At 72.0% G+C, this 21,184-nt stretch carries 11 protein-coding genes; 3 read left to right on the top strand and 8 right to left on the bottom strand.

What is annotated here, in order from left to right:
* Positions 1 to 143 precede the first annotated feature (143 nt).
* The 6 genes from ACFPQ9_RS42525 to ACFPQ9_RS42500 form a co-directional block, all read right to left on the bottom strand.
* The gene (locus tag ACFPQ9_RS42525; RefSeq protein ID WP_380865346.1) at positions 144 to 1,667 is read right to left on the bottom strand and encodes an amino acid adenylation domain-containing protein; all 1,524 of its coding nucleotides are present in this window, start codon (positions 1,665 to 1,667) and stop codon (positions 144 to 146) included.
* The gene (locus ACFPQ9_RS42520; protein WP_380865344.1) at positions 1,667 to 7,426 is read right to left on the bottom strand and encodes an amino acid adenylation domain-containing protein; all 5,760 of its coding nucleotides are present in this window, start codon (positions 7,424 to 7,426) and stop codon (positions 1,667 to 1,669) included. The genes ACFPQ9_RS42525 and ACFPQ9_RS42520 overlap by 1 nt, the downstream gene beginning before the upstream one ends.
* On the bottom strand, positions 7,423 to 10,461 hold the full coding sequence (locus ACFPQ9_RS42515; RefSeq protein ID WP_380865342.1) for a thioester reductase domain-containing protein: 3,039 nt from the start codon (positions 10,459 to 10,461) through the stop codon (positions 7,423 to 7,425). The genes ACFPQ9_RS42520 and ACFPQ9_RS42515 overlap by 4 nt, the downstream gene beginning before the upstream one ends.
* A gap of 62 nt (positions 10,462 to 10,523) precedes the next feature.
* Entirely contained in the window at positions 10,524 to 13,634 is a 3,111-nt protein-coding gene (locus ACFPQ9_RS42510; RefSeq protein ID WP_380865339.1) for a type I polyketide synthase, read from the bottom strand.
* A complete protein-coding gene (locus tag ACFPQ9_RS42505) occupies positions 13,631 to 13,861 on the bottom strand; it encodes an MbtH family protein (RefSeq protein WP_380865337.1) in 231 nt (76 codons plus the stop codon). The genes ACFPQ9_RS42510 and ACFPQ9_RS42505 overlap by 4 nt, the downstream gene beginning before the upstream one ends.
* A 60-nt stretch (positions 13,862 to 13,921) precedes the next feature.
* A complete protein-coding gene (locus tag ACFPQ9_RS42500; protein ID WP_380865335.1) occupies positions 13,922 to 15,325 on the bottom strand; it encodes a cupin domain-containing protein in 1,404 nt (467 codons plus the stop codon).
* 215 nt (positions 15,326 to 15,540) lie between these two features.
* Here ACFPQ9_RS42500 and ACFPQ9_RS42495 point away from each other — a divergent pair, with 215 nt between their 5' ends.
* Entirely contained in the window at positions 15,541 to 16,779 is a 1,239-nt protein-coding gene (locus ACFPQ9_RS42495) for a cytochrome P450 (protein WP_380865333.1), read from the top strand.
* On the opposite strand, the gene ACFPQ9_RS42490 is transcribed toward ACFPQ9_RS42495, so the two are convergent.
* Complete coding sequence (locus ACFPQ9_RS42490; RefSeq protein ID WP_380865331.1) at positions 16,719 to 17,525, bottom strand: YqcI/YcgG family protein; 807 nt, start codon at positions 17,523 to 17,525, stop codon at positions 16,719 to 16,721. The genes ACFPQ9_RS42495 and ACFPQ9_RS42490 overlap by 61 nt on opposite strands.
* Before the next feature lie 259 nt (positions 17,526 to 17,784).
* Between ACFPQ9_RS42490 and ACFPQ9_RS42485 the strand changes: the two genes are divergently transcribed.
* Both ACFPQ9_RS42485 and ACFPQ9_RS42480 read left to right on the top strand, forming a co-directional pair.
* On the top strand, positions 17,785 to 19,359 hold the full coding sequence (locus ACFPQ9_RS42485; protein ID WP_380865329.1) for a methyltransferase: 1,575 nt from the start codon (positions 17,785 to 17,787) through the stop codon (positions 19,357 to 19,359).
* A gap of 266 nt (positions 19,360 to 19,625) precedes the next feature.
* Positions 19,626 to 20,378: a LuxR C-terminal-related transcriptional regulator gene (locus ACFPQ9_RS42480; protein ID WP_380865326.1), complete on the top strand. Its 753-nt coding sequence runs from the start codon at positions 19,626 to 19,628 to the stop codon at positions 20,376 to 20,378.
* Between the two features lie 39 nt (positions 20,379 to 20,417).
* On the opposite strand, the gene ACFPQ9_RS42475 is transcribed toward ACFPQ9_RS42480, so the two are convergent.
* A complete protein-coding gene (locus ACFPQ9_RS42475; RefSeq protein WP_380865324.1) occupies positions 20,418 to 21,179 on the bottom strand; it encodes a thioesterase II family protein in 762 nt (253 codons plus the stop codon).
* Positions 21,180 to 21,184: the final 5 nt, after the last annotated feature.

The raw sequence follows: 21,184 nt of genomic DNA, 5'->3' as shown, positions 1-21,184 counted from the left end.
TGCATTGAAAACCGTTCCCGAAGCCGTTTGCGCTTACTGTCGCGCATGCCTGGTAAGGCTTACCTTACCGTGAATAGCGCCGCGAGTTTAGCACTGCAATTACGGCTCCTCCGACGGCGGTCGCGAAAGAGGTGGGGTGCGCATCACGCCATCGGCGAGGACAGTGCCTTGACATCGACCTTTCCGGTGACGGTGAGGGGAATGGCCGCCACCGGCACGAACGCCTCCGGAACCATGTACAGCGGGAGACGTTCCGCCAGATAGCGACGGAGCGCGGACGGATCCTGGGCCCCCTCGCCCACCACATAGGCGACGAGCCCGGCCGAGTCGGCCGTGTCGCCGCGGGCGACCACCGCGGCCCGGCGCACGGTCGGATGCTCCGTCAGCACCGCCTCGATCTCCCCGGGTTCGATGCGCAGCCCCCGGACCTTGATCTGCTGGTCGGCCCGCCCGAGGTAGTCCAGTTCGCCGCCCGGCAGCACCCGCGCCAGGTCGCCCGTGCGGTACAGCCGGGCCCCCGGCCGACCGGAGAACGGGTCCGGCACGAAACGCTCCGCGGTCAGGGCGGGCCGGCGCAGATATCCCCGGGCCACCCCCTCGCCGCCGAGGTACAGCTCACCGGTCGCCCCCTCGGGCACCGGCAGGCCGTCCGGATCCAGGACATGGGCGCTGGTGCCGGTGATGGGCCTGCCGATCAGAGGTTTGCCGGTCGGAGCCACCAGGCTCCACGTGGAATAGGTGGTGTCCTCGGACGGCCCGTAGAGATTGCGGACCCGCTGGACCGTGCCGGTGGCGTACAGGTCCCGGGCGAGGTGGGCCGGAAGTGCCTCTCCGGCCAGGTTGACCGCGACGACCGAGGACGGCAGCCGTTCCGACGCCAGCAGGTCGATGATCAGGCTCGGCACGGTGTTGACCAGCGTGACCGGCCGGTCGGCGGCGACGGCCGGCAGATGGAAGACGGTCTCGGCCATGACCACCGTGCCGCCCGCCGCGAGCGGGCAGAACAGCTCGAAGACGGACAGGTCGAAACACACCGACGTGGCGGCGAGCGTGTACCGCAGCTCGTCACGGCCGAAGTGGGCCACCGCCCAGTCGACGAACGCCGCCACATTGCGGTGCTCCACGGCCACCGCTTTGGGGCGGCCCGTCGAACCCGAGGTGTAGAGCACATACGCGAGCCGGGAGGCGGCGTCCCCCGGGACGCCGGCCGGCCACGCGTCCGGTGCGGGACCGTCCGCGGCGGCGATCTCGCCCCAGTCGCGGTCCAGCGACACCACCGTCCCCGGTCCGCCCGTGAACCGGCCCCGGCACGCCTCGTCGCTGACGACCAGTTCCGTTCCGCTGTCCCGCAGCATGAACCCGATGCGCTCGGCGGGGAACGCGGGATCCAGCGGCAGATAGGCCGCACCCGTCCTGAGCACCGCGAGGATCGCCACGACCAGCCAGGGGGAGCGCCCCAGACATATACCGACCAGGGTCTCCGGTCCCGCTCCGAGCCGGCGCAGATGTCGGGCCAGCGTCTGTGCGGCCTCATCCAGTTCCTCGTACGTCAACCGCTCGCGGCCGCTCACGACCGCTTCGGCCCCCGGTGTGAGCGCCGCCTGCCGGGCCACCCGCTCATGCACCAGCAGTCCCTCGTAGGCTGCGCCGTCCGTCCGGACGTCCATCACACGCCGCCCTTCGCCGAGGCCCGACGGGCCGACAACTCCCGCGCGACCTCGTCCGGGGACATGCGCGCGATCCGCAGGTGTATGGCCGCGGCCCTTTCCGACCGGCCCGGGAAGTCCTCCTGCTCCACCACGGCCCGGGCCAGTTCGGCGACCGTCGGGGTCAGGAACACCATGCGCAAGGAGACGCCCTCCGACGCGAAGATCTGACGCAGCCGCGCCACGATGCGGGTCGCGAGCACGGAATCCCCGCCCAGCTCGAAGAAGTTGGCGTGTTCGTGCACCGCGGCCACGCCGAGCACGTCCGCCCAGACGGCGGCGCAGACCTCGGCGACCGCCGAACTCGGCCCGCCGGAGCCGGTGGCCGGCTCCACCCGGGGCGCCGGCAGCGCGCCCCGGTCGACCTTGCCGTTGGCGTTGAGCGGCAGCGCGTCGAGGACGACGAAGGCCGACGGCACCATGTACGGCGGGAGCGTGTCGCGCAGATGGGCACGGAGCACCGGGCCGAGGGCAGCGGCCTCCCGGTGCGGGCCGGTCGGGGCCGGGACCACATGGGCGGTCAATCCCCGGTGCCCGGCCCCGTCCGGTCGGGGCAGCCCGGTCACCACGGCGGCGGTCACCGAGGGGTGCGACAGCAGCGCGGCCTCCACCTCGCCCGGCTCGATCCGATGCCCGTTGACCTTGATCTGGAAGTCCGCGCGCCCCATGAACTCGATCGTGCCGTCCGGCAGGAACCGGCCGAGGTCACCGGTGCGGTACAGCCGCTCCCCGGTGCGCGGATGGGTGACGAACGCGGCGGCGGTCCGCTCGTCGTCCCCCCAGTAGCCACGGGCCAGCCCGACTCCGGAGCAGTACATCTCGCCGGTCGCCCAGACCGGACGGTCACGCATCCGCTCGTCCAGGATGTGGTAGCCCGTGTTGGCGATCGGTGTGCCGTAGGGGACGCTGCGCAGGTCGGGGGCGAGATCCCGCACCCGGTGCCAGACGTTCCACAGGGTCGTCTCGGTGGGGCCGCCCACGCTCACCACCTCGACGCCCGCCCGCTCGTGGAGCCGGCGGACGGCGGGGAGGGGGAGCCAGTCCCCGCCGAGGTACGCAAGACGCAGGTCGGACAGCGGGCCGTCGGCCTCTCCGAGGTGCTCCAGGAGCATTTCCATCATGGCCGGCACGGAATTCCACACCGTCACCGTGTGCCGTGCCATCAGGTCCGCCCAGTGCGCGGCCTCACGGCGGGAGGAAGCGTCCGGGACCACCAGGGTGCCGCCCGCGCCGAGGACTCCGAAGACGTCGAACACCGACATGTCGTGATGGAGCGCGGTCAGCGCCAGCGCCCGGTCGTCGGGGCCGATGCCGAAGGTGTCGACGGTCTCGCGCAGGGCGTTGACCACCCCGCGGTGCTCCAGCATCACCCCCTTGGGCCGGCCGGACGAGCCGGACGTGAACAGCACATAGGCCAGATCGGCCGGAGTCGCCGGGCACTCGGGTGGCGGGATCTCCTCGGCGACATCGTCCGGGGGAAGGTCGTCGACGCACAGCGTGTGCCGGCCATCGGCCGTGTCGCGCAGCGCCCGCTGGGTGAGCACCAGTTCCACCCCGCAGCGTTCGAGCAGTTCCCGGACGCGAGGGGCGCCGGCCTCCGCGTCGACGGGCAGATACGGCGCGCCGGCATAGAGGACCCCGTAGGCGGCGGCGATCTGCTCCCAGCCCTTGTCCATCACGATCGCCACCGGACTGCCGGCGCGCGCGCCGCGGGCACGCAGCCAGTGCGCGACGCGGCACGCCTCCCGGTGCAGTTGGGCGTAGGTGAGGGTGCGGTCGGAGGCGACGACGGCCACCCGGTCCGGGGCGTCCGTGACCCGCTCCAGGAACAGGTCCTGCACCAGCAGGTCGGGCACCTCGCGGCACACTCCCCGGCCCGGCCCGGTGCCGTCCGTGACCGGCTCCGGAACGGGTCCGAGCGCCTCGTCGGCCGACCAGGCGGCCTCGTCGTCGGCGAGGCGGGTCAGCAGCGTACGGAGCGTGCCGAAGATGCCGTCCAGCACCTCCGGGGCGAACAGCGACTGCGCGACGTCCCAGTTGACCACCAGCTCGTCGTCCTGGACCTCGGTCAGCAGATCCATCCACACCTGCGGGGTCTGCGTGATGCCGTACGTCTGCCGCAGCACCCCGTCCAGCAGGGCGCTCGTACCGCCGGCCAAGGGCACGGCGCTGGTGAACACCACCGGCATCAGGGCCCCGTCGAATCCCTTGCGCAGCCGCATCAGCTCCCGCAGCAGCTGGACACCGCTCACGTGGGAGTGGCTCAGGTCGCTCCACAGCTGCTCCTGCACCCGGCGGGCCCTCGTCGTGAAGTCACCTTCCCCCGAGCCGTCCACCTCGACCAGGGCGAACGACGCGAACTCGCCGACCGTGCCGTCCACTTCGGGATGCAGCGGCAGCCGGTTCAGGTTGGTCACGTTGAGCGTGAAGCGCGGGCTGCGGGCCCAGCCGGCCAGCGCCTGCGCGTACACGGCCAGCAGCACTCCCGCCGGAGTGAGCCCTGCGACGCCGGCCCGGGCGACCAGCCGCTTCCACCGCTCGGCGTCCAGCCGCACCGAACGCCGCACGAACCGAGGGGCGTCCACCGACTCCGGAGTCCGCGCCAGCGGCAGATCGGGAGCGGGCGGCAGGGACCGCAGGCGCTGCTCCCAGTACGCCAGGGAGCGCCGGTACCGTTCCGTGCCCGCCAGTTCGGCGGCGGCCAGTACATAGTCCCGGTAGTCCGGTGCCGGAGGGGCGGGCCGGGCCTCCGGGTCGGCGTAGAAGCGGGTCAGGTCGTCGAACAGGACGCGGGCACTGGCGAAGTCGGCGCACAGAGCGTCGATGCTGAAGTGCACCCGGAACCGCTCGCCGTCCAGCCGGGCCACCACCACGTCGAACAGCGGCCAGGTGTCGACCGGCCGCACCTCGTGCGAGTACCGCTCGCGGATCTCGGCGAGTCCCGCGCGCACCGCGTCCCCCTCCGCCCCGCGCAGGTCGATCACCGGCATCTCGTACGGGGGGACGGACGCCAGCACCTGCTGCGACATCGTGCCGGGCCGCACCACCGCCCGCAGCATCGGATGCCGGTCCACCACCCGCTGCCAGGCGCGTCGGAACCGGTCCACGTCCAGCCCGTGGCCCTCGAACTCCAGGTACATGTGGGCCGAGACGTTGCCGGAGGCGAGCGAGCCGGTCCGGCCGACACAGTACGCCTGCTGCTGGTCGGTGAGCGGGAACGGTTCGTGGGCCTGGTCCGGATCGTGCCGTACGACGGGCAGAGCGCCGCCGGAGCCCTCGTCCGCGCGCACCCGGTCGATGGCCAGGCTGAGTTCGGCCACGGTCCGGTGCCGGAACAGACCATGGGCGTCCAGGTCCCGGCCCAGCCGCTCACCGAGCCGGTTCATGACCCTGATGCCCAGCAGTGAGTTGCCGCCCAGTTCGAAGAACGAGTCGTCCGGGCCCACGTTGTCGACGCCCAGGATCTCCGACCACAGCCCGGCGACCAGCGCCTGCGTCGGTGTGCGCGGCGCGTCGGCCGTACCGCCCGGCCCCGCCGCCGCTCCCGGCCGGGGCAGAGCCCGCCGGTCGACCTTTCCGTGCGCGGTCAGCGGGAGTTCGGCCAGGACCACCAGATGCGCGGGCACCAGGTACGCCGGCAGCCGGTCGGCGAGATACGCCCGCAGCACCTCCGCGTCCGGCCGCGAACCGGCGGCCGGCGTGACATAGCCGGCGAGCGCCTGGTTGCCCAGCTCGCCGTCCGTACGCGGCAGCGCTGTCACCACGGCGGTGTCGACCGTGGCGTGGGAGGTCAGCACGGCCTCGACCTCGCCCGGCTCGATCCGGTGGCCGTCCACCTTCACCTGGAAGTCCGCCCGGCCGAGGAACTCCACGTTCCCGTCCGGCAGGACCCTGCCCAGATCGCCTGTGCGGTACAGCCGTTCACCCGTCTGAGGGTGAGTGAGGAAGGCGGCCGCGGTCCGTTCGGGGTCCTGCCAGTAGCCCAGGGCTACTCCGGTACCCCCGATGTACAGGTCGCCGGGCACCCCCACCGGCCGGTCCCGCAGCGCCGAGTCGAGCACGTGCAGCGTCTGGTTGGCCAGCGGCTTGCCGTACGGGATGCTGCGCCACTCGGGGTCCAGGCGCTCGACGTCGTACGTGCAGGAGAGGATCGACGCCTCCGTGTTCCCGCCGAGGCTGACGAACCGTACGTCCGGGGCGATGTCCTGGGCGCGTGCGGGCAGTGACAAGGGGATCCAGTCACCGCCGAGGATCAGCAGCCGCAGCGAGTCGGCCCAGGGCTCCGGGTCCCGCTCCACCTGCTCGCAGAAGAGCTCGAAGAGCGCCGGCGCGCCCATCCAGGTGGTGACGCCCTCCCGGCGGACCAGTTGAAGCCAGTGGGCGGGGTCCCGCTCGGAGCCCGGGGCGGGCAGCACGAGTGCCGCGCCGGCGCACAGCGCGCCGAACATGTCCCACAGCGACAGGTCGAAGCTCATCGCGGACAGGCCGAGGAACCTGTCCTCGCACGTCACGCCGTACCGGTCATTCACGTCCAGCACGGTGTTCAGAGCGCCGCGGTGCGGCACCATGACGCCCTTCGGGCGACCCGTGGAGCCGGAGGTGAACAGGACGTAGGCGACGTCGTCCTGTCCCTGCGCGGCGGGAAGGGGTCCGTCGTCGGTGCCGGCCCACTCCTCGTCGTCGTCCACCGCCAGCACCGTCACACCGGCGGGCCACCGCAGCCGACGCGCCACCGAGCGCTGGGTGAGCACCACCTGCGCGCCGGTCGTCTCCAGCAGGTACGCCCGGCGCTCGGCGGGGAGTTCGGGGTCGACGGGCACCCAGGCGGCCCCTGACTCCAGCACACCCAGGATGCCGACCGGCTGCTCCCAGCCCTTCTCCATGCACACCGCGACCAGGGCCCCGGGCCTGGCGCCCAGTTCACGAAGGCGTCTGCCGATACGGCGGGAGCGGGCGACGAGTTCGGTGTAGCGCAGCCTCCTGTCGGCCGCGACGACCGCGGTCCGTTCCGGGTGGAGCGCGGCGGCACGGGCGACGGCCTCGTGCAGCAGCCCCTTCGGGACGGGCGCGGCAGTGGCGTTCACCTCCGCGCGCTGCCGTTCCTGGGCCGCCGGCAGCCGGAGAGGGGAGCGCGGGGCCGTCCACGCCTGCGGGTCCCCGGCGAGCGTGACGAGCAGGCCGCACCAGGACTCCGCCATGTCCGCCACCAGCCCGGCGGGCAGTGCGGCCGCGGGGCTCTCCCACTCGGCGGCGACGCCGTCCCCGCAGGGCTCCAGGCGGACCGTCAGGACGGGGGCGGGGCCGGGCGGTGCGTCGGCGGCCGGGCCCGCCACGGCGTCCACGCACTCCACGAGAGGCGTCGGCCACGTGGGCGGCACCGTGCCGGATGCCGGGGCGGTGGTGTCCCGCAGGCGCGCCGCCCGGCCCGCGAAGCCGCCGTCGGCGAGGACGGCGACGTCCGCCGTCACACAGCCGCCCGCGGACCGCAGACGCAGGCCGAACTCGGGGTCCCGCGCCCACAGCCCCAGCACCTCGGTGACGGCGGCCTGCAGAACCGTCACCGGTTCGAGCCCCGAGGCGAGCGCGCGCCGTGAGATCTCCCGCCACCGGTCCGCGTCCAGCGTCGTCCGTACATGCTGCGCGGGGGCCTCGGGCGTCACCGGCTCCAGGGGCAGCCGCGGGCCCCACGCCACCGTGGCCGGGACGAGGTCGGCGCTCATAGGGCGTTCTCCGATCGTGAAGTGCGGTGGGCGGGCGGACGCGGCAGCAGGCCCGCGCCGATGAGGTGGTCCAGGTAGCGGTCCAGCAGCACCGCGTCGACCGAGGGGCATCGCACCGGGGTTCCGGCGAGCGCGGCGAGGGTGCCGCCGACGTCTAGGCGGAGGCTGCCGAAGTCGGGCATGTCCCGCGAGGAGCTCGTCAGCGCGGCCATGGAGACCGTCGTCTCGTCCCCGGCCGTTCCGGTGTCCAGGGCGTCCGCGGCCACCCGGCGCGACCACTCCTCGACGGTCGTCCCGGTGAGTCCGTAGCCCGCCGCCCGCAGCCGCTCGACGACCGCGGCGAACGGTGTGCGGACGGGATGGGCCAGGTGATAGGTGCCGCCCAGCGCCTCGGCACGCAGCGAGAGCGCGGCGACCGCGTCGGCCACATAGTCCACGGGCACCAGGTCGAAGTCGGCGTCCGGACCGAAGTCGGGCACCGTGCCCAGGGCGGTGCAGGCCCGCACGAACTGCCAGAAGGCCGAGTCCGGGTCCCCGGCGCCGGTCGCGGAGTGGCCGCCGAGCCGGCCCGGCCGGTAGACGGAGACGGGCAGGCCCCGCTCCCTGGCGGCGTCCACCCGTTCCTCGGCGACCCACCGGCTGCGCACATAGCCGGAGGCCAGAACCGAGCGAGCCGCGACCCGTCCGTCCGTGCGCAGGAGGCCGGGCGGGGCATCCCGATCGAGGAGCACTCCGGGTGAGGACACGTAGTGCAGCGGTGTGCCGCCGCCGCGGAAGGCGAGCCGCAGCACCTCCGTGGTGCCGCCCACGTTGGCCGCCTTCAACTGGGCGTAGGGCAGGGCGAGACTGGCCTCGCAGCCCACGTGGTGGATCACGTCGACCATCCCGGCGAGCCGGGCGAAGGCGATGGGGGACAGACCGAGCAGCGGCTCGCGCAGACTGCCGGGCAGCACGGTGACGCGGTCCTCGGGCACCCTGATCCCGTACCGGGCGAAGGCCCGGGCGAGGGTCCGCTCGGCCTCGTCGGGGCCGGACGCCTCGATCAGACAGTGCACCCGCGCTCCGGTCGTCTCCAGCAGCCGGGCGAGCAGATGCGCCCCGAGGAAGCCGTCGGCCCCGGTGAGCAGGACATGCGCGGGCGCCGGCACGGAAGGAGCCGTACGAGGGGCGCGGTGCTCGCCGGAGACGTCCGCCGGCAGGACGGCGTCCGCGAGCAGCACGGTGTCGTCCTCGTCGCCCGCCGCAGTCCCGGAGTCCCCGGCCTCGGCACCACCGGCCGCCCGGTCGAACTCGGCGGCCAGTGTCCTGATCGTCGGTGCCGCGAAGAAGACCTGCACGGGCAGGTCCACGCCGAGGCGTTCGCGCAGCCGCAGCAGGACCCGGACCGCGCGCAGGGAGTGCCCGCCGACCTCGAAGAAGTCCTCGTCCGGGTCGATGTCCCGGACCCCGAGCACCTCGCGCCAGACCGCCGCCACGGCCTGTTCGGTGGGGGTGGCCACGGTGCCGGCGCCCGGCTCGCCGTGTCCCGCCGGTGCCGGCGTGGACGGATCCGCCGCTCCGCCGGTGCCGGCCGGAGCCGTGGGGGCCTCCGGGGCCGGCGGCGGGTCCGTGGCGAGGGGAAGAGCCGCCAGGGGCTGCCCCGGGTCCCGCACCACCGCGGCGAAGAGCTGCTCCAGCTGTGTGGTGAAGCGGCTCACGGACTCGGCGTCGAAGAGATCCGCGCTGCCGCGCACCCCGCCCTTGACGCATCCGTCGGTCTCCCAGTAGTGCAGCACCAGGTCGAACTCGGCGGTGTCCAGGCCGAAGTCGAACGCGCCCACCTCCAGGTCGCCCATGCGTGCGGCGCCCGCGGGGTTCTCGCCCACCACGGCCGCCTGGAACAGCGGGTTGTCCCCGCCGTTGATCCCGGGGCGCAGTTCGGCCGCCAGGACCTCGATGGGCATGTCCCGGTGGGCGTACGCCTCGAGACAGGTCCGCCGGACCCGGCCCAGCAGTTCGCTGAAGGTCGGTCCGCCGGACAGGTCGGTGCGCAGCGCCAGGGTGTTGGCGAAGAAGCCGACGAGATGCTCCAGTTCCGGCTGGTCACGTCCGTGCACCACCGAACCGGTCACGATGTCCTCGTCGCCCGTGCGACGGTGCACCAGGGCGTTGAAGCCGGCCAGCAGGGCCATGAAGAGGGTCGCCTGGTGGTCGCGGGCCAGGGTGCGCAGTCCCTCCGACACGGACGGGGAGAGCGCGAAGGGACGGCTGATCGCCCGCAGGCTGGTGGCGCCGCGGCGCGGCCGGTCGGTGAGCCGGTCCAGGTCGGGCAGCGGCTCGCGCAGGACCGATCGCCAGTGGTCGAGCCGCCGGCTCAGTTCCTCACCGCGCATCAGTTGCCGCTGCCACCGGGAGAAGTCCGTGTAGCGGACGGGCAGTTCGGGTAGGTCGGGGCCGGGCCGTCCGGCGAGACGAGCCTCGTAGCACGCGAACAGCTCAGCGAAGAGGATGCCCATCGACATGCCGTCGCCGACCAGGTGATGCATCGTCACCGTCAGCACATGCTGCAGCGGGCCCAGCGGCGTGAGACGGAAGCGGATCAGCGGGCCCCGGGCGAGGTCGAACGGCCGCTGGGTGTCGTGCCGCAGCAGCTCCACCGCCGAGTCCTCGGTCAGGGTGTCCGCGTCCGTGGTGAGGTCCAGCGGTGGTGCGTCGAGGACCCTCTGCCGTGGCTCGCCCCGATGGACCTCGAAGACCGTGCGCAGAGCGTCATGGCGGCGCACGACCTGCTCCAGCGCATGGCGCAGGGCGTCTCGGTCGAGCGGGCCGCGAAGCCGGATCGCCTCCACCATGTTGTGGTACGGATTGCCCGGATGCAGTTGGGCCAGGAACCAGAGCCGCTCCTGCGCGAAGGAGAGCTCCACCGGGCCGGGATCCTCGGCACGGTGGATGACGGGCCCGTGCGGCTTCGCGCCGCCGGTCAGCCATTTCTCCATCAACTGGCGCTTTGCCGCGGACAGTTTCGCGTCGTCGGCGAGGGGGCCGGGTGGGGCCATGGGGGAGTCAACCTCCGCTAGTCCGGGATGACCGCTTGTCCGTTTCTGGAACAGCCGGCCGGCTACTCCTCCAGCAGCCGGGCGGCGTCCTCGTCCGACATGCCCGCCAGCTTCTCGTGCAGCCGGCGCTCGACGGACTCGGCGAGTCCGGCGACGGTCTGGGCGTCGGAGAGCAGGTCGGTCACGGTCAGGGCGACCGGGAGCACGTTCTGCACCCGGGCCACGACCTGGGCCGCGAGCAGCGAATGCCCGCCCAGGTCGAAGAAGTTGTCGTGCACTCCGACCGGTGAGACGCCCAGGGCGTCCTCCCACACCCCGGCCAGCAGTTCCTCCAGCGGGTTCCGCGGGGAGGTGTGGACGGTCGGCAGCTCCGGGCGTGCGTAGTGGGTCAGCCGAGGCGCCTCGCCCTCCGCGCTCCGGCCCGGCTCCGTGTCCTCGGCCGGGGCGGTCGCACGGGCGTCCGGTCCCGCCTTCCCGTCCCGTCCGGCGCCGTCGTTCACCGGAAGGTCGACGAAGAACCGCTGCCGCTCGAAGGGGTAGGTCGGCAGGGGGACCCGCCGGCCCGTTTCCGCACCGGGCAGGGCCGTCAGGTCGATGTCGACGCCCCGTGTCCACAACTGGCCCAGGGACTCCAGCAGGGGACCGGCGTCCGGAGCGTCGTGCCGGGCGCCGAGTGTCGGGATCACGGCCGGTGTCCCGGGCCCCGTACCTGGCGCGGCAAGGGAGCGCAAAGTGGTGCCCGCGCCGACTTCGAGCAGCAGCCGGCCCGGGGTGCGCCGCAGCTCACCGAGGGCCTCGCCGAACAGCACGGCCTCGCGCAGCTGCCGCCCCCAGTACGCGGGGTCGGTGGCCTGGTCCGCGGTGATCCAGGTGCCGGTGGGGTTGGACAGGAAGGGGATGTCGGGTGTGTGCAGCGGAACGGAGGCCAGGGCCGCGACCAGTTCCGGAACCACGTCTTCCATCATCGGCGAGTGGAAGGCGTGGGAGGTGTGCAGCGCGGTGGTGCGGACTCCCTGCCCGGTGAGCTGCCCGGTCAGGTCCGCGACGGCCTCCGGCCGCCCCGAGACCACGGTGCTCTCCGGTCCGTTGACCGCGGCCACCGCCAAGCCGGGTGCCTGTGCGAGCAGTTCCGCGACGCGGTCGGCCGGCAGCGGAACGCTGACCATGGCACCGGGGGCGCAACGCTGCACCAGCTCGCCGCGCAGCGCCACCACGCGCAGCGCGTCCGGCAGCGACAGGACACCGGAGAGACAGGCCGCCGTGTACTCCCCGATGCTGTGCCCCAGGAGCGCGGCGGGGCGCACGCCGCAGTTCTCCAGCAGCCGGGCGAGCGCGTACTGGGTGACGAACAGCGCGGGTTGGGCCAGCCGGGTCCGGGTCAGCCGGCCGGCGGCGTCCTCGGCGTCCTCCGGGGCCGGGAACAGCACGGCCCGCAGGTCCTCCCCGAGGGCGGGGACGAGCAGTTCGGCGCACTCGTCGACCACTGCTCGGTAGGAGGGCTCCGTCAGATACAGACCGCGGCCCATCCCGACGCGCTGGCTGCCCTGGCCCGGGAAGAGGAACGCCACGGAGGGCGGGGAGCCGTCCGGCTCGACGTGTCCGACGCTGACGGGCGTGACGCCCCTTCCCTCCAGAGCCGCCACCGCCTCGGCGCGGTCCCGGCACACCAGGGCCATCCGCCGGGGAAAGACCCGGCGTCCGACGCGCAGCGTGTGGGCGGCGTCCGCCAGGTCCGGCGCCGACTCGTCGCCCAGCGCCGCGGCCAGTGCCGTGCCGGACCGCTGCAGGGCCGTGTCCGTGCGTGCGGACAGGACCAGCAACTGCGGGGTGGCGCTCGGGCGGACGGGGGCGGCGCGCGGCGGAGCCTCTTCCACGACGACGTGCGCGTTGGTGCCGCCGACGCTGAAGGAGCTCAGCCCCGCCCGGCGCGGCCGGTCGCAGCGGGGCCACGGTGTGGGGCTGGAACCGATACGGAACGGCGTGCCGGGGAAGTCGATCTTCGGATCCGGGACGGAGCAGTTCACGGCCGGCGGGATCTCCTCGTGGCGCAGCGCCAGAAGGATCTTGATGAGCCCGAGCACGCCCGCAGCGGTGTCCGTGTGCCCGATGTTCGGCTTGAGGGAACCGATGGTGCAGTAGCCCCGCTTCTCGGTGCCGAACGCCTCCGTCAGGGCCGCGATCTCGATGCCGTCGCCGAGCGGGGTGCCGGTGCCGTGCGCCTCCACGTAGGAGATCGACTCCGGTTCGGCGCCGGCGACGGCCAGCGCCTCGGCGATCACGGCTGCCTGGCCGGTCACGCTCGGGGCGGTGAAACCCGCCTTGTGCGCGCCGTCGTTGTTGACGGCGGTGCCCAGCAGCACACCGTGCACATGGTCGCCGTCGGCGAGTGCGTCCTCCAGCCGCTTGAGTACGACCACGCCGACCCCGTCCCCCGGCACGGTGCCGTTGGCGTCGGCGGCGAAGGCCCTGCAGTGCCCGTCGGGCGAATTGACCCCGCCCTCGTGGTGCAGATACCCGGCGTGCTGGGGAAAGTAGACCGTCGAGCCGCCGGCCAGGGCGATGTCCGACTCGTGGGAGAGCAGGCTCTGAACGGCCAGGTGCACCGCCACCAGCGACGAGGAGCAGCCGCTCTGCACCGTGACGCTCGGGCCCGTCAGGTCCAGCCGGTAGGACACCCGCGGGGCCATGAAGTCCTTCTCGTTGCCCAGCAGGGCCTGGAACTCGCCCACTTCGCGCAGGTACCGCGGGTCGGCCGACAGATGCCGCTGCCAGTACGAGGTGGGGCCGCCCCCGCCGAAGACACCGACGGAACCGTCGAAGCGGGTGGTGTCCTGGCCCGCCGACTCCAGCGCCTCCCAGCAGCACTCCAGGAACAGCCGCTGCTGTGGGTCCATCAGTTCGGCCTCACGGGGGGTGCAGCCGAAGAAGGCGGCGTCGAACAGGTCCGCACCGTCCAGCAGGGGGCGGCGGCGCACCAGCCGGGGATCGTCGAGGAGTTCGTCGGACACACCGGCGTCCCGCAGCTGCCGCGGGGTCAGGGAGGTGTGCGCCTCCCGCCCGGAGCGCAGCAGTTCCCAGAACTCACGCTCCGAGGGGGCGCCCGGGAACCGGCCGGAGAAGCCCACGACCGCGATCCGGTCGCCGACGACGGCAGGCGTCTCGAACCCGCTCATCGACCCGTCGCTCCTTCTGGGCCCTGCTCCCGCATACGGGCACGCAGGGAGGCCGGCCGCATGTCCGTCCAGACCTCTTCGATGCGCCGCAGACAGGTCTCCCGGTCGCCTGCCGTGCCCTCGTCGTGCCAGCCGGCCGGGTTCTCGCGGCCGGCCGGCCACAGGGAGTACTGCTCCTCGTGGTTGACCACCACCCGGAAGCGGCGGTCGTGTTGCTCGTTCGTCACCGGAAGTCCTTCACGAAGTGCCGGAGGGGGCGCCCCGGGTGGCCGGGGGAGGGGCCGGGGTCAGACCTGGGCCAGCAGGTCCTCGGAGATGACCGGCTGGTGGTAGGTGCAGGTGCCGGAGCGCACCATCGAGCCGTGCAGCCGCTCGGCGGGGATGAGCAGCTTGTCGCCCTCGTTCATCGGGATCATCTGGTCCACGTTGTTCCAGAAGTGCATCTGCCCGATCTCGACCACGACGAGCCGGTGGTCGTCGTGGACATGGGTCGTGGAGGTCTCCTCGTGCGACTCCACGAACGTCTCCAGATCGACCTGGAGGTCGTTCTCCTTGATGATCGCGTCGAGCTTCTCGGCCTTGACGCGGTACTCGTCGAGCCGGTCGGCCCAGTCGAGTTGGACGGCCAGATCCCGGTCCGCCACCGCGGCCAGTCGCCGGGCGTCCTCGAACCCCCGGTGGAACGAGCCCAGTGCCTGCTTGCCGAACCGGAGCACCAGCGGGGCGAGCAACTCCTCCGTCAGCGCGGCCAGGCTGTCGCCCGATTCCCGCGGGGCGTCGGTGAAGTAGGCGGGAGCGTCGGTGCCGAAGGCCTCCTGGACGATGCCGGCGTACCCCTCGGCCGTGGCGGCCTCGTCGATGCGGTGGTGCACCCAGGCGCCGAGGAACTCCGCCAGCCGCGCGTGGTCGCGGGCCACCTGGTGCAGATGGTTGGCGCCGGCCAGGGCCGAGGACAGGAAGAACTGCCAGTAGGCGTACGGCTCCGCGGAGAGTTCCGCGTCGGCCAGCAGGCGGCGGTAGGAGCCTGCCCGGGTGGTGCGCCCCTGGAAGTCCTCCAGCAGCAGACCGCGCAGCGTCGGGTGGGCGGTGTCGTAGTCGCCCACCAGGTTCCGCCCGACGGCGCTGTGGACGGCGGGCCGGTCCGCGGTCAGCTGGACGAGCGCGAACGTCGCCGCCGCCCGGCGGTGCCGGCACGAGCGGGCCACGTCGAGGGCGCGGCCGGGTGCGCCGCGTCGCTCCTCGGCGACGCCCTGCACATGGCCGACGAGTTCGGGGAGCCCGCCCTCGAACGGGGTGTGCTCGGCGGACAACCAGTCGAAGAGGTGGTGCTCCAGCACGCGTGCCGCCTGCTGCCCCCGGATCCGGTTCTCCGTCGAGCGGAACGCCGCGGCGTCGTCGACGCTCGGGTGGCCCTCGCCGCCGCCCGGCACGAACAACACGTCGGTGTCGTGGACGGTGCGCAGCATCCGGTGGCCGAGCAGGGAGCTGAGCCGCAGGACCAGATCGGCCGTGAGCGGCTTGCCGTAGTCGAGGAAGCCCAGATCGTGCGGGCGGACGGGACGTCGAAAGGGGTTGTCCTCGTTGACCAGCTCCTCCGCGGTGGCACTGCGCAGGGGCGAGTTCGCAGCGTAACGCCGCACTATTCCGTTGGGATCGTCCTCAGTGCTCTTTATCCGCGAAACAGGGGCCATGGATTTCCCTTTCTTCGATGTTTGCGGGGAGCTTCCGTATCCCTTTCCAGCAGGTGGCAAGTTAGCAAGACGGCCCGGTGGACGTCGTCAAACCAGGGTTGGAAAGAACGACCACAACCTGGAGTTGAGTGACAATGACCTTGGGCGGTCCGTCATCCTGTGGTTATGGTTGCTCTGCCGCCGGGCGGTCCGGTGGCAAGTTAAAGGGAGCGAATATGAACGATGCCGTGACGGCCCCGCCGTCGAGTGGAATCGACGGCGGACGAGCATTACGGAAATGGCTGGCCGAAAACCGTCGCAAGAACACCGTGCTGTGGGACGAGACCACTCGCTCCTGCCAGGTCTTCGGCTTCGCCGAGACCCAGCGGATGCTGCGGGACCCCGAGACCTTCTCGTCCGACTTCAACCGGCTGGTCCCCGCCACGTCGCAGCCGCCGGAGACCGCCCCGGGGGAGCGGCCGGTGCCGAACCTGCTGGAGGGTCATCTCAGCGTCACGGACCCGCCCCGCCATCACCAGCTGCGCAAACTCGTCAGCCAGGCACTGACCCCACGCGCGGTGCAGGAACTCGAGGGGAAGATCACCGAGATCACCACCGGCCTCCTGGACGCGATGGCGGGCCGCGACGAGGTCGAGATGGTGGAGGCCTACTTCAACCCGCTGCCCGTGACCGTGATCGCCGAACTGCTCGGCGTGCCGGCGTCGGACCACGCCATGTTCCGCGGCTGGGCCGACGCCCTGGTGTCCGCGAACCACGACGCCGGAGCCACCGACGCGGCCCGGCTGCAGGTGCCCGACAGGATGGCCCACCTGCTCCTCGAGATGCAGTCCTACATCCTGGACCACGCCGCACAGCGCCGCCGCACTCCGTCCGACGACGTGCTGAGCCGGCTGGTGGCTGCCGAGGTCGACGGCGAACGCCTCAGTGAGAGCGAGGTGTTCACCATCACCCTGATGATGCTGCTGGCCGGCCACATCAGCACCACGCTGCTCCTCGGCAACACCCTGGTCGGCCTCGACGCCAACCCCGGGGCGCTGTCGGCGCTGCGCAGCGATCCGGATGCCGCCCCGGCCGCCCTGGAGGAGGTCCTGCGGTTCAGTCCTCCGGCGCCCCTGGTGTATCGCCTGACCACCCGTGAGACCACCCTGGGCGGCGTGGACATCCCGGCCGACTCCCTGGTGGCGAGCTGGGTGCTGTCGGCCAACCACGACGAGCGTCAGTTCGACGATCCGGAGACCTTCGACATCCGCCGGTCACCCAACCCGCATCTGTCCTTCGGGCACGGCATCCACTTCTGCATCGGCGCACCGCTCGGCCGCATGGAGTCGAGGATCGCTCTGACGATGCTGCTTCAGCGGTGCAAGGAACTGACCTTCGCCGAGGCGCCGGTGTACTACGACTCGCCGACCATCTTCGGCGTCCGGCGACTGGTGCTGTCCCGCCCCGTCGCCTGACCTGCGGGGACATCGTCCGCCGGGCGGTGCCGGAAGGGGCAGCGCGGCTCCTCGCCCGACGCCTCCTCGGCGTCGGGGAGGAAGTACTGGCGCCACTCCCGGTTGCCGGGATCGCCGTACGAACCCAGCACCGGTGAGGCCGTGACGGCGTCGTAGCGGCCCAGCCGCCTGCGTATGGTGCGCCGCGCCGCCGCTCCCGCGGGGGTGTCGGCCTCCAGCCCCTCGAAGACCCACCTCGGCTGGAAGGTGATGAAGAAGACGGGGCTGTGCCGGCTGCGGCGCAGGGTGTGCGCCGGGGTGTTGCAGACGACGAAGACGGGCGTGCCGCCGAAACTGAACTCCCACCAGGCGTCCTCGGCGTCCCGCGGGACGTCCGCGGGCCACGGCCGGGTGTCCGTGTCGTGCAGGTGCTGCAGCACCGACCAGAACCGCTCCCGGTACTCGGGGAGCGTCTTAGGGGGTGCGCCCTCCTCCTGTCCGAAGAAGACCACCAGCGAGGTCTCGCGCCCCAGTTCACGGTACTCGTCGAGATAGGCCGTGAGCAGGTCGTTGAGCCGCCCCCAGGTCTTCTCGTCGTCGAGGGATTCCACGAAGCCGAAACGCAGGCTGTTCCTCTTGACTCCCGACACCGCGAAGGTGCAGGGAAAGGGCGATTCTTCCGACAGCAGGACCTCCTGTAATTCCTGCACGCACTCGGAGCCCCACACGGGGATTTCACCCATGAAAATATCCGACATCTCAGTCATCACCCCGACGGTAGCTGCTCCGGTGTTTCTGCCCTCACCCGGGCACCGTTCGGCCAGGACGGTATCAACGTCTACAGGTCCGAGTCGTCCAACCAGGGTAGGTATTCGTTCATGCGACCGGGAGTTGAGTCCGACGGTCGATTCTGCAACGCCGGATGCACGACCGGACCCGCCTCTGCGTGCCTTTTCGGGGCGTTAAATGGCTGCGTAACATGTCTGCGAATTCCGCTCGTTGACGCATACCCGAGAGGCGGCCAGCATGTCTGCATTCGATGCCGGAGCACCCGTTGGTGAGGGCGCCGCGGAGTTGGAGTCGGTGCTCGCCGCCCACCCCGGCGTCGACCGCGCGGTGGTGCTGGTCGGTCACGACTCCGACGGGTCCCCGTCCCACACGGCGTACGTCGTGCCGCACCGGAACGACGCGGTCGTGGACGACGGTGCGGCGCTGGGGCGGCAGTACGTCGCCGAATGGCAGGGCGTGTACGACCACGTCTACGCGCAGCCGGAACCGGACGACCCGACCTTCGACACGCGCGGCTGGCTCAGCAGCTACACCGGGGCCGAGCTGACCGACGGGGACATGCGTGCCTGGGTCGATGCCACGGTGGCCCGGATCGAGGCACTGGGCGCCCGCCGCATCCTGGAGGTCGGATGCGGCACCGGGCTGCTGCTGCACCGGCTGGTCGGCGGTACCGACCGCTATGTCGCCAGCGATGTCGCCGCGCGGGCCGTGCAGCGGATCCGGGACGCCTTCGGCGGCCGTCCGCCCGCCGGCCTGGAGCTGCGCCAGGCGGCCGCCGACGACCTCTCGGACGTGACGCCGGGCTCCGTCGACGGCTTCGTGGCGAACTCGGTGTCCCAGTACTTCCCGGACGAGGAGTACCTCGACTGGGTCGTTCGGCAGGCCGTCGACGTCGTGGACGAGGGAGGGTTCCTCTTCGTCGGCGACGTGCGCTCGGCGGCGGTGCACCGGGCGTTCAGCGCCGGCCTCGAACTGTCCAGGGCGCCGGAGCGGGCGTCCAGCGAGAAGGTGCAGTCCCTGGCCGAGCGGCGCTGCTGCACCGGCACCGAACTCCTCATCGACCCGAGCTACTTCACCGGCCTCATGGACCGTCTGCCCCGGGTGGTCCAGGTGGAGATCCTGCCGCGCCGGGGGGCCGACGGGACGGAGATGAACCGGTTCCGCTACGACGCGGTGATACGCCTCGACAAGCTGCCCGGCGGCGCGGCGGTCGTCCCCGAGTGGCAGCCGTGGGACCAGCGGCGCTGGAGCGCGGACTCCCTGCGCCGGCACCTGGAGAACGAACGCCCCGAGGCCGTCGGGCTGCTCGGCGTCCCCAACGCGCGGGTGCTCGCCCATCACCTGGCCGCCGAGCTGCTCGCCCGCCCGGACCGCCCCGAGCCGGTCGCCGAGGTGCGGCGGGCGGTGTCGGCCGCGGTGGGAGACGCCGTCGATCCGGAGGACGTCTGGGCGCTCGGCGACGACCTCCCCTACGAGGTACGGCTCAGCTGGGCCCGTTCCCTGCCCGACGGTTCCTTCGACGCCGCCCTGATCCGGCGGGACGGCACCGGCGCGGCACCCCCGGCGGTGCGCTTCCCCGACGAGCCCGCTCCGCCGCGCAGCCCGGTGAGCCGGCCGTGGTACGGAAGGGTGGAGAACCTCAGCCCGGCCAAACTCCGTGCCCATGTGCGCGCGCACGGGGGTGGGGTGCCGATGCCGGGGCGGCTGGTCCTGCTCGAATCCCTGCCCCTGACCCCGGACGGGAAGGCCGACCGGGAGGCGCTGCGTGCGCTCCAGTGGGCGTCAGGCACCGGACGTCCGGAGAATGGCTAAAACAAGGGCCTGCATTCGGAATTGACAATGGTTTTCACTGTACAATACATCGGTAAAACTGGCCTGTCAGCCGAACCATCCCCGTCGGCCCGGTGGGGAATCGCATCGGATAACAAAGATCGCGCCAACTTGAAAACAGGTCTCTGTTTCACCAGTTGCCCACATAAACTGTAGGAGTTTGCAGACGGTTCTCTGCGGCGTGGACGCGCCGCCGGGCACGAGACCACTTGTCCGCTGGGAATCCTGAAGACGGGGGCATATTTGTCATGCGAGGCACGGGCCGGTACGAGGCGATACGACCAGCGCAGCTCCGGCCGACCGCCAGCAGACTCGGTACCGGCCTGCTGCTCGCCGACGAACAACCACTGGTCCGCCGCGGGCTGCGGGCGCTGTTCGAGAGCGAGCCGGCCTTCCGGGTACAAGGGGAGGCGGGCAACGGCACCTCATTGCTGGAGCTGGCCCGCGCGCACCAGCCCGACGTGGTGGTGATGGACGTCTGCCTGCCCGGTCCGGACATCCTCGACGTCGTACGCTCACTCGTCGAAGACGCTCAGGAGCCCCCCGCCGTGGTGCTGCTGGCGTCCGAGGAGAGCCCGGCCGGCAACTGGGTCCTCGGTGCCGCACGCATCGGGGTGCGCGGATTCCTCTTCAAACGGGACTCCTCGGAGGAGATCGTCTCCGGCGTCAAGGACGTGGCCACCGGCGGCGCGGCGATGAGCCCCGGCATCGTCGGGCAGGTGCTGACGGCGCTGCGCCGGACCCCCGGTGCCACCGCCGCGCGGCCGTCCCGCGAACTCTCCCAGCTCACCCGGCGTGAGACACAGGTCTTCCAGATGATCGCCCAAGGGCTGACCAACCAGCAGATAGCGGATGTGCTGGTGCTCTCGGAAGCCACCGTGAAGTCGCACTTCAACCGCATCTGCCGGAAGCTGGTGCTGCGCAACCGCGTCGACGCGGTGATCCTCGCCTACGAGACCGGCCTCGCCGGCACCGTGGCAGAAGGCCGCTGGAGCGCATGAGGGCCTGCTCCCGGCGTTCCCGCCCGCCCGGCCGGAAGGTCAGCCGGAGACCGGCGCGCCCAGGTGGTGTGCCACCGCTTCCACGACCTCCGAGTGATGGTCGTTGAGGTAGAAGTGCCCTCCGGAATAGGTCCGCAGGGTGAACGACCCGGCCGTCACCTCGCTCCAGCGCCGCATCTCCTCGGGCCGGACATGAGGGTCGTCCGCACCGCAGAAGGCTGAGACGGGCGCGGTGATCGAGGCCCCCGGATCCGGGCGGTAGGTCTCGATGAGTCGGTAGTCGTTCCTGATCCCGGGCAGGAACAGGGCACGGAAGTCCACGTTGTCCAGCAACGTGTCGGACGTGCCCGCCAAGGCGCGCAGGTCCGCCACCAGTTCGTCGTCCGGCAGCAGGTGAACCCGCGACCGCGGCGCGGCGTGCGGAGCCGGGCGGGCCGACACGCACAGCCGTGCCAGTCCTCCCGGGCAGCTGTGCTCGATCCGGCGTGCCACCTCGAACGCGACGGTCGAGCCCATGCTGTGCCCGAAGAGCACCAGCGGCCGCTCCGCCGACAACGGCAGTGCCGCGGCGATGTCGTCCGCCAGGGCCTCCATGGTCGCAGCGGGCGGCTCACCGAACCGGTCCTCCCGGCCCGGGTACTGCACCACCAGCACCTCGGCCCTCGCCGACAGACTCGGCACCCAGTCCTGGTACGAACTGGCGCCCCCGCCGGCATGGGGAAAGCACACCAGACGCGGCGCCCCCACCGGCCCCCGATGCCGGCGCAGCCAGCCACGAGAACCCGTCGCCTCGGCACTCACGATTG

This window comes from Streptomyces coerulescens (assembly GCF_042657965.1).
Taxonomy (GTDB): domain Bacteria; phylum Actinomycetota; class Actinomycetes; order Streptomycetales; family Streptomycetaceae; genus Streptomyces; species Streptomyces coerulescens.
This window is presented reverse-complemented; position numbering and strand designations above follow the sequence as displayed.